This is a genomic window from Fundidesulfovibrio sp. YSD1 (genome assembly GCF_055397115.1).
In genome coordinates, this window is sequence record NZ_AP043666.1 from 3,263,848 (window position 1) to 3,276,996 (window position 13,149).

Annotated in this window: 12 protein-coding genes; 6 read left to right on the top strand and 6 right to left on the bottom strand. The window is 68.5% G+C overall.

Annotation, left to right across the window (positions count from 1 at the left end):
- Positions 1 to 53 precede the first annotated feature (53 nt).
- The 4 genes from ACZ5V4_RS15200 to ACZ5V4_RS15215 all read left to right on the top strand — a co-directional run bounded on the left by ACZ5V4_RS15200 (position 54) and on the right by ACZ5V4_RS15215 (position 3,714).
- Positions 54 to 1,184: an ABC transporter permease gene (locus ACZ5V4_RS15200; RefSeq protein WP_464315715.1), complete on the top strand. Its 1,131-nt coding sequence runs from the start codon at positions 54 to 56 to the stop codon at positions 1,182 to 1,184.
- Between the two features lie 2 nt (positions 1,185 to 1,186).
- On the top strand, positions 1,187 to 1,888 hold the full coding sequence (locus tag ACZ5V4_RS15205; protein WP_464315716.1) for an ABC transporter ATP-binding protein: 702 nt from the start codon (positions 1,187 to 1,189) through the stop codon (positions 1,886 to 1,888).
- Complete coding sequence (locus ACZ5V4_RS15210; protein ID WP_464315717.1) at positions 1,885 to 2,937, top strand: HlyD family secretion protein; 1,053 nt, start codon at positions 1,885 to 1,887, stop codon at positions 2,935 to 2,937. Before ACZ5V4_RS15205 ends, ACZ5V4_RS15210 begins: the two co-directional genes overlap by 4 nt.
- A gap of 120 nt (positions 2,938 to 3,057) precedes the next feature.
- Positions 3,058 to 3,714 carry a DedA family protein gene (locus ACZ5V4_RS15215; RefSeq protein ID WP_464315718.1) on the top strand — a complete coding sequence of 219 codons (657 nt, stop codon included), beginning with the start codon at positions 3,058 to 3,060 and terminating at the stop codon, positions 3,712 to 3,714.
- Positions 3,715 to 3,751: 37 nt separating this feature from the next.
- Here ACZ5V4_RS15215 and ACZ5V4_RS15220 read toward each other — a convergent pair whose 3' ends face one another.
- The 5 genes from ACZ5V4_RS15220 to ACZ5V4_RS15240 all read right to left on the bottom strand — a co-directional run bounded on the left by ACZ5V4_RS15220 (position 3,752) and on the right by ACZ5V4_RS15240 (position 8,617).
- On the bottom strand, positions 3,752 to 5,044 hold the full coding sequence (locus ACZ5V4_RS15220; RefSeq protein ID WP_464315719.1) for a peptidase associated/transthyretin-like domain-containing protein: 1,293 nt from the start codon (positions 5,042 to 5,044) through the stop codon (positions 3,752 to 3,754).
- A gap of 107 nt (positions 5,045 to 5,151) precedes the next feature.
- A complete protein-coding gene (locus ACZ5V4_RS15225; RefSeq protein ID WP_464315720.1) occupies positions 5,152 to 5,706 on the bottom strand; it encodes a C-GCAxxG-C-C family protein in 555 nt (184 codons plus the stop codon).
- Positions 5,707 to 5,784: 78 nt separating this feature from the next.
- The gene (locus ACZ5V4_RS15230; RefSeq protein ID WP_464315721.1) at positions 5,785 to 6,879 is read right to left on the bottom strand and encodes a glycosyltransferase; all 1,095 of its coding nucleotides are present in this window, start codon (positions 6,877 to 6,879) and stop codon (positions 5,785 to 5,787) included.
- Positions 6,880 to 6,890: 11 nt separating this feature from the next.
- Positions 6,891 to 8,003 (bottom strand): N-acetylneuraminate synthase family protein, encoded by a 1,113-nt coding sequence (locus tag ACZ5V4_RS15235; RefSeq protein WP_464315722.1) that lies wholly within the window; start codon positions 8,001 to 8,003, stop codon positions 6,891 to 6,893.
- Entirely contained in the window at positions 8,000 to 8,617 is a 618-nt protein-coding gene (locus ACZ5V4_RS15240) for a winged helix-turn-helix transcriptional regulator (RefSeq protein ID WP_464315723.1), read from the bottom strand. The genes ACZ5V4_RS15235 and ACZ5V4_RS15240 overlap by 4 nt, the downstream gene beginning before the upstream one ends.
- Before the next feature lie 327 nt (positions 8,618 to 8,944).
- Between ACZ5V4_RS15240 and ACZ5V4_RS15245 the strand changes: the two genes are divergently transcribed.
- Positions 8,945 to 9,709 carry an ABC transporter ATP-binding protein gene (locus tag ACZ5V4_RS15245; RefSeq protein ID WP_464315724.1) on the top strand — a complete coding sequence of 255 codons (765 nt, stop codon included), beginning with the start codon at positions 8,945 to 8,947 and terminating at the stop codon, positions 9,707 to 9,709.
- On the opposite strand, the gene ACZ5V4_RS15250 is transcribed toward ACZ5V4_RS15245, so the two are convergent.
- Positions 9,694 to 10,761 (bottom strand): VgrG-related protein, encoded by a 1,068-nt coding sequence (locus ACZ5V4_RS15250; protein WP_464315725.1) that lies wholly within the window; start codon positions 10,759 to 10,761, stop codon positions 9,694 to 9,696. The two genes, ACZ5V4_RS15245 and ACZ5V4_RS15250, sit on opposite strands and share 16 nt — an antisense overlap.
- Positions 10,762 to 10,884: 123 nt before the next feature.
- Between ACZ5V4_RS15250 and ACZ5V4_RS15255 the strand changes: the two genes are divergently transcribed.
- Positions 10,885 to 13,149, top strand: a complete 2,265-nt coding sequence (locus ACZ5V4_RS15255) for a CHASE2 domain-containing protein (RefSeq protein ID WP_464315726.1) — start codon at positions 10,885 to 10,887, stop codon at positions 13,147 to 13,149.

Genomic DNA, 13,149 nt, shown 5'->3' on the forward strand with positions numbered 1-13,149 from the left:
CAGGCGCGCCCGAGCCCACAGTCCCGGCCGGTATCCGTAGTGGATGAACAGGCATGACTTTCACCATCGCCATCCGCAACCTCCTCCACGACAAGGTCCGCCTTGTGGTCACGCTCACGGGGGTGGTCTTCGCGGTGGTGCTCATCGCCGTGCAGGCGGGGCTCTTCGTGGGCTTCACCTCGGCCACGTCCACGGTCATCGACAACACCGACGCCGACATCTGGATCGCGGCGCGCGGCATGCGCAACTTCGACGTCACCCAGCCCCTGCCCCAGAAGGCGTATTACCAGGCCATGTCCGTGCCCGGAGTGGCGGAGGTGCGCCGCCTGGTGGTCCAGTTCGCCAACTGGAAGAAGCCCGACGGCGGCACCGAGAGCGTCGAGGTGGTGGGCTACGACCTGCCCGGGCTGCTCGGCGCGCCCTGGAACGTGGTCGAGGGCTCGGTGAGCGCGCTCAACCTCACCGACACCGTGGTCATCGACGAGGCCTACCGGGAGAAGCTCGGCGTCACGCGCCTGGGCGACACCGTGGAGGTCAACGGCCACAGGCTGCGCGTGGTGGCCTTCACCCGGGGCATCCGCTCCTTCACCACCTCGCCCTACATCTTCTGCTCACTGCCCATCGCCCAGACCATCAACAACCTGCGCGAGGGCCGCTTCACCTACATCCTGGTGAAGCTCGCGCCCGGGGCTTCGCTCGAGAAAGTGAAGAAGGCCCTGCTCGCGCGCGTGGACGGCGTGGACGTGTTCACCAGCAAGGAATTCTCCGCCAAGACCCAGGAATACTGGATGTTCACCACGGGCGCGGGCCTGGCGCTCTTGATCGCCGCCGTGCTGGGCCTCGTGGTGGGCGTGGTGGTGGTGGCCCAGACCCTCTACGCCACCACCATGGACCACCTGGCCGAGTTCGGCACCCTGCGGGCCATGGGCGCGGCCAACTGGTACATCTACCGGATCATCATCATCCAGGCCCTGGCAGCGGCCCTGGCCGGGTACACGCTGGGCATCTCGCTCAGCTACGTCATCGTGCAGTTCTCCGAGAAGGGCGGGGCCTCCATCCTGCTGCCCGGGTGGCTCGCGGGCGGGCTCTTCGTGGTCACGGTGTGCATGTGCGTGGGCGCGGCGCTCATCTCCATCAACAAGGTCACCCGGATCGACCCGGTGATGGTCTTCAAGGGGCGCTAGCAATGGCCGCGAACGGCGACGTGACCATCTCGGTCAAGAACCTCTCCAAGGCTTTCGGCACGGGCCAGGCCCGCACCGTGGCCCTGGACGGCGTGACCCTGGACGTGCACGCGGGCGAGCTGGTGCTCTTCATGGGGCCGTCGGGCAGCGGCAAGACCACGCTCCTTTCCATCATGGGCTGCATCCTGCGGCCGGACGAGGGCGACCTCGTCATCCACGGCCGGAACGTGGCCGGGCTCTCCGAGCAGGCCCTGTGCGGCGTGCGGCTCGAGCGCATCGGCTTCGTCTTCCAGAACTACAACCTGTTCCCCACGCTGAAGGCCGTGGAGAACGTCATGGTCGCCCTGGACCTCAAGGGCAAGCGCGGGGCCGAGGCCCGGCTGCTGGCCGAGGAGGCCATGGCCTCCGTGGGCCTCGGCGACAAGTTCTCGAGCCTGCCCGGGGACCTCTCCGGCGGGCAGAAGCAGCGCCTGGCCATAGCCCGGGCCCTGGCCGGGGACCCCGAGATAATCCTGGCGGACGAGCCCACGGCCGCGCTCGACTCCGTCAACGGTCGCCTGGTGATCGGGCTTCTGCGCGACCTGGCCTTGAAGCGCGGCCGCAGCGTGGTGGTGGTGACCCACGACAACCGAATTCTCGAATTCGCCGACCGCATCGTGCACATCGAGGACGGGCGGCTCAACCTCTCGGAGAGCCGGACATGATCAGGATACTGGCTGTGCTGGCGTGCGTGGCGGGCACGTTCATCAATCCCGCCGTGGCGTTGAACGGGGAGACGGTGGTCAGCCGCATTCCGCAGTCCGGCGCGTGGGTGGCGGCGGCGGGGCGCGTGGAGCCCGTGAGCGAGGAGATGCGCCTGGGCTTCGACATCCCGGGCAAGATCCGCGAGGTCTACGTGGAGGAGGGCGACACCGTGGCCAAGGGCCAGCCCGTGGCCCGGCTGGTGGACGACGACCTGCGCGCGAAGCTGGACCAGGCCGAGTCCTCCGTGGCCGCGTACAAGGCCGCCCTGGACAAGGTGGTCTCGGGCGCGCGCGTCATGGAGCGCCAGGAGGCCGCCGCGGCCCTGCGCGAGGCCGAGGCCGTGCAGCGAAACGCCCTCAAGGAGCACGAGCGGCGCGTGCGCCTGGTGGCCCAGGGCGTGATCTCGCGCGAGGAGGCCGACCAGGCCGAGCGCGAATACCTTGTGGCCATGCAGAAGGCCACCCAGGCCCGCGAGCGCTTCCACCTGATCGACGACCCGGCCCGCGAGGAGGACGTCCGCCGCGCCCAGGCCGAATACATCCTGGCCCTGAGCCAGCTGGAGGAGGCCAAGGCCACGGCCGAGAAGGCCATCGCCCGCTCGCCCATCGACGGCGTGGTGCTGCGCAAGCACCGCCGCGCGGGCGAGATGGTTTCCATCAATTTCGATTCGCCCGTGGTCACCGTGGGCGACGTGTCCACGCTCCGCGTGCGCGCCGACGTGGACGAGAAGGACGTGGCCAGGCTCAAGGTGGGCCAGAGGGCCTACGCCACCGCCGACGCCTACGGCGACAAGCGCTTCGAGGGCAAGGTGATCCGCATCGCGCGCATGCTCGGGCGCAAGAACATCCGCACCGACGACCCGGCCGAGCGCCTGGACACCAAGGTCCTGGAGACGCTCATCGAGTTCGAGCCCGGCACGAGCATCCCCGTGGGCATGCGCATGGACGTGTTCATCCTCCTGGACGGGCCGGAGGGACAGAATGCCCCGGCCCCCAAGGCCGGGTCTTAGAATTCGGGCTGGGCCTTTGCACTTGCCTGGCGCGTCCCGGGGCCTTATGTAGGCCCGGGTCCGCGCGTCCCTGCGCGGACTGCCCTGGCTTTCGCCAAGAACACCGCTCAAGGACGGTCAATGGAAATCCTCTCCCAGTTCATCTGGATGCTCGGCCACGTCAAGGAAACGCTGGAGATGCTCGTGAACAACTACGGCGCCTGGACGTACCTGGTGCTGTTTCTGATCATCTTCTGCGAGACCGGGCTCGTGGTCACGCCCTTTTTGCCCGGCGATTCGCTGCTCTTCATCATCGGGGCTTTCTGCGGCGCGGGCAGCCTGGACGCGGGCCTCTGCATCGGCCTGCTCATGACCGCCGCCATCATGGGCGACAACACCAACTACTGGATCGGGCGCACCCTGGGGCCTGCCGTCTTCCACCGGGAAGACAGCAAGCTCCTGAACAAGAAGCACCTGGAAAAAACCCACGCCTTCTACGAGAAGCACGGCGGCAAGACCATCGTCATCGCCCGGTTCATGCCCATCGTGCGCACCTTCGCGCCCTTCGTGGCGGGCATCGGCAAGATGACCTACACTAAGTTTTTGACCTACTCCGTGTCCGGGGGCATCCTCTGGATCGGCGGGCTCATCGGGCTGGGCTACTTCGTAGGCGACCTGCCCATCGTGAAGCAGAACTTCAACAAGGTGATCTACCTGATCATCCTGCTCTCGATCATGCCTGGCGTCGTCGAGTTCCTGCGCGCCAGGCGCGCCGCCGCCAGGGCCGCGCGCCCGTAGCCCTCGCTTCAATCGTCTCTTCCGGCTGGCCGGGGCTTCAAGGCTCCGGCCAGTCTTCTTTGGAGCGCCGGGTCTGGAGGCGCAGGGCCGAGAGGAGCGCCTTGAGGGCCTCGGCGTACGGCCCGCTCGCCTTCGCGTCCTGCCTCCAGTAGCCGGTGTGGCACAACAGGGGCTCTCCCCGCGCGTCCACGGCCACGTCCCGCACCCCCTGGCCGAAGAGCCCGGCCAGCGGGCCGCCGACCACGTCCCCGCGAAAGAGCCTGTCCCCCTCGAAGTAGATGTTGGTCCAGCGCGTGGGCGCGAACAGGCAGTCCTGCTCGGGGCGGTTGAAGGTGCGCGGGCCTTGGGGCGTCTTCAGGGGATAGGGGTAGTTCAGCTCGCGCTCGCGCCAGCCGTTGGGCGGGCATTCCGGGTATTCGCGCTCGGCCTTGCGCTGGGCGAACTCGTCCGCGCTCTCCCACATGAGCACGGGCGCGTGCGCCAGGGGCGAACCTAAGGTGACCAGGTCCGTGACCAGCCAGGGGAAGCCGCATCCGCGCAGCCTGCGCCACAACTCGTGCTGGGCCTGCTGGAAGAGTTCCAGGCGCTGGGCGCGCGGCAGGGAATGGTCGTCCAGCACCCGGGCCTTTTGCCTGAACTCCTCGAAGTATTTTCCCTTGGGCGGGGTCATGGTGGCGTCCGGAACGATGGTGTTCCAGTAGTGGCGCAATATGTCGTAGCCGATAACCGAGCCGAGGCTGTGCCCGACGACGGTAACGCGGAAGTACTTCCCGGACTGGTGTATCTTCCTGAGCAGCTCGATGCCCTGGTTCCTTATTTTGCTCCTGTTGTCGATGTTGTCGTGGGACGGGTTCAGGTAGGCGGAAGCCTTGCCGAAGTAGTTGTAGGCGAAGCGGTAGGTGAGGTACAACATCAGCGGCGGAAGGAGCACCGAGGCGATCTTGGCGGCCGTGGCGCCCGTGTCAGAGAACGAGGCGTAGAGGAACGAGGCCAGGAGCGCCACGGAGAGGATGCGCAAGAGCGTGACGTACTTGAGTTGCCTGGCGTCGAACTGGCTGTTCTTCTTGAAAAGCAGGCGCGCGAAATAAAGCACCACGGGCAGGGCTTTCTCCTGGGTGTTGTGCGCCCAGTAGAGCTCGTAGCAGTCCGTGGGGTGGGTGTTCTTGTCGCCGAAGAGTTGCAGCCTGCGCATCTCCGGGATGGAGCTTATGTGGTCGGCCTTGTTGTAGAATCTGTCGCCCGCCACGGCGCGCACGAAGGAGCGCAGGGTCTGGTTGGGCTTCTGTTCGCCGATGCCGTGGATCAGGATGACGGCCTGCTTGCGGTCCATGCCGGGCTCCTTGGCGCGGGGGCGTCACCCGGCGGAGGCTTCGCCGGGGCGGGGTGAGCGCATGCTCCCTGCTTACGCGCCCGGAGCCTTTTCGCGCAAGGGGGCCGCTAGGCCATGAGCTTGGCGGCCTCGATGGTGGCCGCCTCCACCAGGAGCGGGCATTTACTTTTGAAGACCCCCTTTTCGGCGGCCTGCTTGATGCCCTCGTCCGTGGCCATGTCCGTGCCCAAAAGCGCCGAGCAGTTCAGGTCGCCGAACTTGGCGGCCATGGCGGCGGTGAGCTTCCTGAGCCTGGCCTTCACCTCGTCAGTGCCCGCGCCGTCGCCTTCCCCCACCCTTCCGTAGCGCATGCCGATGGCCATCATGGCCCCGGTGACCGCGCCGCAGGTCAGCCCGTTCCACATCCCGGCCGCGAAGGGCGTGGTGATCCTGGTCACCGCCTCGGGGGGCATGCCAGTGAGCGGGCCGAGCGCCTCGAGCACGGCCTGGGTGCAGTTCCAGTGGGAGAGGAAGCGCTCGCGCGCGAGCTTCGCGGCCTCCTCGCCGTTGGCGGCGGGAGCGGGCTGGGCCGCGCGCGCGGGTTTGTTCAGCGCGAAACCGGCTGTGAACCCGGCTCCCGCGCAGCAGGCTCCGGTGAGGAAGAGGCGGCGGTCCATGCCCATGGGGTGCTCCGTGTCCGGGGGATTGTCCTGGGCGGGCGCGGCGGGAAACCGGCCGGGCCCTTCTCCGGGAAACCCCGATTAGACACGGTCGGCGGGGTCTGTCCAGGCCTCTTTGCGCGCTCTATGGATCAGGTCGGGAAGGGTGCGGAAATGGAAATACCGGGACGGGGAGTCCAGGGCGAGCTCCTCCTGGCGGGCCACCAGGGCCGGGTCCTCCAGGAGCAGTTCGTAGACCTCGACGTAGCGCCGGATCATGCGCTCCTCGGGCCAGCGGTCCGCGATCCACTCGCGCCCGCGCGCGCCCAGCTCGCGCACCATGGCCGGGTCGGCCAGGAGGTGTTCGAGCACCACGGCGGCGTCCTCAAGGCGGCAGTTGACGAAGGGGTGCGCCTCGCAGCCCGAGAAGTGGCGCACGAGGGCCAGGGAGCGCTCGTCCAGCCAGGAGAGCACGCACTTGCCCTGGGCGAGCCCTTCCAGGCCCGTGAGGTGGTAGCTGCCCGTGACCATGTCGTCCAGGACGATGCGGCTCGCGCGTTTTAGCGCCAGGGCCTCGTCCAGGGGCGCGCCCGTGACGATGCGGTACGTGGCGCGCGTCCTGGCGGCCACGCGTTCGATCACGCGGGTGGCCTCGGGCTTGCCCTTGGTGCTCCAGCGGTCTTCCCAGGCCCCGAACTCCTTGGTGGGGCTGTAGAAGATGTCGAAGCGCGGGGTCTTGGAGGAGGGCAGGTAGGCCTGGCCCGTCTCGGGCACGAAGTTGGGCACCACCATGGCCCTGGGGTAGAGCCGCTCGGGGTACTGGGCGATGGCGATGCAGGGGATGTCCTGGGCCAGAAGGGCCTCGGGCGCGATGCCCATGACCTGGGCCACCAGCCAGGGGTCGGAGTGGAACTGGCGCACCACGCGCTTGCCCTGGCGCTCGAGGCGGCCGAAGTCGATGGCGCCGAAATGCCTGGAGGAGTAGTCCAGGTAGTTGTGCAGGTGGATGACGTCGGCCTCTTCGGCCAAGGCCAGGGCCTCGTCGGGGGCCTCGGAGAAGACCACGTCGTGGTCGTAGAGCCCGAAGCGCTTGAGGTCCACGAGCCTGGCCCGGACGTCCGTGTGCCGGTTCAGCGCCTGGACCAGGCGCACGGGCATGCCCGCCAGGGGCGTGATGCTGAAGTGGACTGCCCTCACGCGGCCACGCGCTAGCGGGTCTGGGCCACCGAGAGCTCGCCCGCCACGGCGCGCGGGGCGCTGACCATGGGGGCCAGGTGGTCCCACTGCACCAGGTCCTCGTGGCGCACGGCGCCCACCAGGGTGCGGCCCAGGATTTCGTCCCAGTGGGCCGGGCTCACGCCGTGGCCCGGGCACTTGACGGTCAGGTCGGCCTCGGTGAGCACGTGCCCGGCGGGCAGGTCGCGGGCGAAGACCACGCTCTTGCGCAGCTTCACGGCGGCCTTGCGCTCGCTCTCGTGCACTTCCTTGCGGCACACGGCCATGGCGGCCTCGGCCTCGCGGATGAGCGTCATCATCTGGGTCAGCCCGGCCGGGTCCAGGGAGGCCTGGTGGTCGGTGCCGCGCAGGTTCTTGTCCAGGGTGAAGTGGCGCTCCACCACGCACGCGCCCAGGGCCGCGGCGGCCACGCTGGGGCCGATGCCGCGCTCGTGGCCGGAGTAGCCCACGTGCAGGCCGTAGCGCTTGGAGAGCTCGGCCATCACGGGCAGGCCCACGGCCTCGTCCGGGCAGGGGTAGGTGGAGTTGCAGTGCAGCACGATGATGTTTCCGTGGAAGCGGCGCAGCTCGGCCACGGCCAGGTCGATGTCCTCCAGCGTGCTCATGCCCGTGGAGAGGATCACCGGCAGCCCGGTGGCCCCGGCCTGGCGCAAGAGCGGCACGTTGACCAGGTCGGCGGAGCAGATCTTCAGGAGCTCGACGTCGAGCTCGAGAAGTTCGCCCAGGCTCACCTGGTCCCAGGCGGAGGCGAAGAAGACCATGCCCAACGATTCGGCCAGGGCCTTGAGCTCGGCCATGTCCTCGATGGGCAGCTCCAGGGCCAGGCGGTGCTCGCCATAGGTCTTTCCGAAGCTGTTGGGGCCGCCGTAGGGCATGCGCAGGCCCTCGTCGGTGAAGAGCGCGTTCATGTCGCGCTTCTGGAACTTGACCGCGTCCACCCCCGAGCGCGCGGCCTCTTCCACCATCTGGCGGGCTATGGCCAGCTCCCCCTGGTGGTTGTTGCCGATTTCGGCGACCACGAACGTGGGGCGTCCATGGCCGATGGCCGTGCCGGACCTGAGACGGATGGGGGGGAGGGTTTTCATAGGCGTATGATCTCCACGTTTTGCTGCGAACCGAGCATGGAAAGTTGTCCGTATATCTCCTCCTGGCAGCCGAAGGAGGTGATCAAGACGGCCTGGGGCCGCAGGGATTCGAGGGCCACCGGCGGGGAAATGACGTGTCCGCCGAGGGTCTTGCCCGCCTTGGCGGGGTCGTTGTCCACCAGGGCCATGACCTCGAAGCCGCCCAGGGCGCGGATGGCCTGGAGCACGATTTCGCAGGTCTCGGAAGCCCCGAAGAGCACCAGCTTCCTGAGGTCCCTGGCCTTGAGGCTCCTCAGCTTGTGGCCGATGGCCGCCTTGAGGGCCGAGTAAATCTGAACCGTTTCCGACGCGAAATTCGAGAACATGGCCCGCCTGCGGTGTTCGCCCTCTCCGGTGAGCAGGTAGCGGTAGCTTTTGCCGTTCACCCGCTCGTACTCGATGAGGTTGTGGTCCACCATTTCCTTGAGGTACTGGTTGACCATGGCCCCGGAGATGTTGGCCCTGCGGCCGAGCTCGTTCTGGCTGACCATGCTGTCCTGGGCCAGGGAGTCCAGGATGGCCAGGTAGCGTGCGGCCTTGCTCGGGCGGTAGTACGTCTTGTTCACGAGGAACATGGCCTGGCTCCACCGTTCGTTAAGGGGGCGAACGCTCCGTACCCGGCCGCCAAGTGCCGAACCTGATTAGGGTACTTGCTTTCGCAAGGGATAACAAGAGCTTGCCGCATTTCAAAATGTCCCGTCATTTCAGCGTGATGTCCCGGGGCGCGCCGTGTGAACCATTCGGCTCGTAAACGATGTATCGGCAGGACTTTCCCGCTGCTTTAGCCCCAGGCGCGGTGATTTTGCACAAGCAAATATCATGCCCGTGCAGGTTCGCTAGGCTTCGCGCGGCGTGTTGCATTTGCCCGGGGCTCGGGTAAGAAGCCCGGTCGGAGGCAGCGTGTGACCAGAGCTCTCATTGAGGTCAGAAACCTCGTCAAATCCTTCGGCGGCCGCCGGGTGCTGCGCGGCGTGGACCTGGACATCCCGGCCGGGCGGCTCACCGCCGTCATCGGCAAGAGCGGCGAGGGCAAGAGCGTGCTGCTCAAGCACGTCATGGGGCTTTTGCGCCCGGACAGCGGCGACGTCTTCTTCGAGGGCAGGGCCCTGGGGGAGATGGGCGCTTCCGAGCGCCGGGGGCTCAAGTCCGTCATGTCCTACATGTTCCAGGGCATGGCCCTGTTCGATTCCTTGACGGTCTACGACAACATCGCCCTGCCCCTGCGCGAGAAGCTCCGCCTGCGCGAGGACGAGGTGCGCGCCCGCGTCGAGCGCAAGCTCGGCGAACTGGAGCTCACCGAGGTGCCCGGCAAGTTTCCGTCGCAACTCTCGGGAGGGATGCAGAAGCGCGTGGCCCTGGCCAGGGCGCTTGTCACGGAGCCGCGCATCGTGCTCTTCGACGAGCCCACCACCGGGCTCGACCCGCTGCGCAAGTGGGCCGTGTACCGGCTCATCGACCGCTCGCGCAAGGCGTTCGGGTTCACGGCCGTGATGGTCAGCCACGACATCCCGGACGTGTTCGAGGTGGCCGACCGCGTGGCCATGCTCGACGAGGGAAAGATAGTCTTCTCGGGTACTTCGCAGGAGGCGAGGGAGTCCGGCCACCCCATGATCCGGGCCTTCATGCCCGGTGCCGAGGGGCTCTCGGAAGCCTACGTGCCGGAATAGTGACGGTCCAGGATGGAGAGGGCCTGGGCCTTCTCCCTGCCGTAGCGCGTGACCATGGCCCCGCCCAGCACGCGCGGGTTCTCGCCCCAGCAGCGCAGGCGCAGGCGGTAGACCTCCTCGATGAGCGCCTTCTCGAAGAGGACCATGCGCGGCTCCTCCACCACGCGCGGCAGGAGCGCACCGATGGCCGCGCCGTAGATTTCCGCCGCCCCGCCCACGCCGTGCTGCACGGCCGTGCTCCAGAGCACCTCGCGGTTGGCCGGGGAGAGCGCCGAGACGTCCACCCCGGTCTGCCTGAAGATCTCCGCCACGGCCGGGCGGTAGTGCGACTTCAGGATGAACTCGTACTGGAGCTTCTCGAAGCGCCTGGGATGCTCGGTGGCGATGCGCCGCCACTCGGCCGGCACGGCCCCGTCGGTTGACCCGGTGTCCGCCGGGCCGTGGGAGGCGAGCCTCCCGGCCAGGTCCGGGGCGGAGTGCTTGAGGAAGCGGATGAAGTTGGCGTAGGTGGGCGTGCCGGCCGCGATCTGGAACGTGCCGTAGCTGGTGCCCGCCGAGGGGGTGTGGCCCACCGAGGCCGCCCCGTCGGGGCCTGATTCGAAGCGCGCGGCCAGGTGGCCGGGCGGCGCCGTGTTGACGGGCCTCGCGCCCTGGCCCTCGCCGATGATGCAGGCCATGGTGTAGGTGGGCGTGGGCCTGAACACCGCGCGCGACTTGCCCCAGAAGCCGAGCCCGGCCAGCCTGGGCCAGGCGTCGGGGTCGTCCGGGCTCACGGCGTCCGGGTCCACGCTTTGGCGCACGGCGCTCAGGTCGATGCGCGCGCGCACCTCGCCGGGCGAAAGCGGCCTGTTCCTCAGCATGTCCCAGGTCATCTTGCGGGCCGTGGCCGGGTTGGCGGCTGGCCCGGCCAGGTCGAGGATGTGCGGGAACGCGGGCGGGGAGAGCTTCGGCCAGGGGGGGCTCGCGCAGAACGCCTGCCAGACGCAAAGGGCGTAGCCAACCACCCCGGCGAGCACGAGGCGTTTGCTCTCCGGGTCCAGGCGTGCGATCATCCGGCCGACAAGGCCATTGCGGGTCGTTTCGCGCTCCACCTCGAGTTCCGCTCGCGGGCTCGGGATTGCCGCAGGGCAGCCCGCCATATTGGGCCGCATATCCGATTTCGCTGAGAGAGAAAAGTGGCGGGACGAGGAAAAGACCGGTTCCGGTCGCGATTTTTCAAGGGACTGAACGGCGCGGCGCGGCGGCTGTCGCTTCTGGCGGCCGGGCTCGCGGTCACGGCGGCGCTTTCGGCCCTGCACTGGTCCAACCCGGGCTGGCTGGCCTTCCTGGACTACAAGGTCTACGACGTGCTCCTGAAGGCCAGGCCCAAAGAGGCCGTCACCGGGCTCGTGACCGTGGTGGACCTGGACGAGAAGAGCCTGGCCGAGGTGGGCCAGTGGCCCTGGCCGCGCTACCAGGGGGCGCTCCTCCTGGCCCGGCTCAAGCAGTACGGGGTGCTGGCCGTGGGCCTGGACACTGTGTTCGCCGAGCCCGACCGGGCCTCGCCCGAGCGCATCCGCCGCGAGCTTCAAGGCCTGGGCGTGGACATGGACTTCACCGGCCTGCCCGAGAAGCTGCGCGACAACGACGCGCTCCTGGCCGAGACCCTGGCAGCCGGGCCCTACGTCCTGGGCTACTTCTTCACCTTCAAGGCCGCCGACAGCGCCGGGGCGGACGCCGCGCGGCCCTTGGCCAAGCCCAGGGTGGCCGTGAAGCGCTCGCCCACGGCCGGGCCATGGCCCGTTGAGGTGGCGGCGGCCACGTCCGTGGTGGCGCCCCTGCCCGTGCTCACCGAGGCCTGCGGCTGGACCGGCTTCTTCAACTCCTCGCCCGACCTGGACAACATGGTGCGCTGGGTGCCCCTGGCCATCTCCTGGCGCGGCGACGTCTACCCGAGCCTGGCCGTGGCCACGCTCATGCGCGCCTTCGGGGACAAGTCCGCCGTGCTCACCGTGGACCGCAACCCCTACGGCGGCCAGGACCTGGCCTACGTGCTGGACCTCGGCCCCATGGGCAGGCGCACCGTCCCCCTGGACCTGCACGGCAGGATGCTCCTCGATTATCGCGGCCCGGCGCGCACCATCGAGTACGTCTCGGCCGTGGACGTGATGCAGGGCCGCGCGCCCAGGCAGGCCCTGGAAGGGCGCGTCGTGTTCGTGGGCACCTCGGCCAGGGGCCTGGACGACGTGCGCGCCACCCCCGTGGACCGCACCTTCCCGGGCGTCGAGGCCCACGCCACCGTGGCGGACATGATCCTCGCCGACCGCTACCTGCGCCGCCCGGCCGACGTGTGGTACGTGGAGCTGGTGCTTTTGGCCGTGTTCGGCCTGGGCGTCACGGTGCAGCTCATCTTCGCGCGCTCCGTCTGGGCGGCGGCCACGGCGCTGGGCGCGGCCGGGGCAGTGTGGTTCGGCGCGGGCTACGCCATGAACCGCCTGGACCTCTACATCTCGCCGCTCACGCCCCTATTGGCCCTGGGGGCGAACTTCACCCTGCTCACCTTCCTCAAGTTCCTGCGCGAGGAGCGCCAGAAGCGCTTCATCCAGTCGGCCTTCTCGCACTACCTCTCCCCGCAGGTGGTGGAAGAGCTGGTGGCCGAGCCCGGCAGGCTCAACCTGAGCGGCGAAGAGAAGGACGTGAGCATCATCTTCACCGACGTGCGCGGCTTCACCACCATGTCCGAGAAGCTCACGCCCACCCAGGTGGTGGACCTGCTCCACGAGTACCTCACGCCCATGACCAGGCTGGTCACGGCCAACCGGGGCACCATGGACAAGTTCATCGGCGACGCGCTGGTGGCCTTCTGGAACGCCCCGGCGGACGTGCCGGACCACCCGCGCCTGGCCGTGCGGACGGCCCAGGCCATGCTCGCCGAACTCGCCCGGCTCAACCAGGGCTTCAAGGCGCGCTACGGCTTCGAGATTAAGATCGGCATCGGGCTCAACCGGGGGCTCGCGCGCGTGGGCAACTTCGGCTCCGAGGACCTCTTCGACTACACCCTCATCGGCGACAACGTGAACCTCTGCTCGCGCCTGGAGGGCCTGACCAAGTACTACCACCAGGACCTCCTGGCCACGCAGGCCGTGCGCGACGGCGCGGGCGAGGGCTTCCCCTGGCGCGAGGTGGACCGCGTGCGCGTGAAAGGCAAGCACGAGGCCGTGACGGTCTACGGCCTCATGCCGGACCTCGGCCCCGAGTCCATGGCCGAGCTCGCGCGCTGGAACGAGGGGCTGGCCCTCTACCGCGAGGCGCGCTTCGACGAGGCTCACGGGGTCTTCGAGGAGCTTCACGCCGCCACCGGCGGGGAACTCTACGCGCTCTTCGCGGCGCGCTGCCTGGACCTGGAGCGCGACCCGCCCGCCCCCGGCTGGGACGGCGTGTTCGAACACACGAGCAAATAA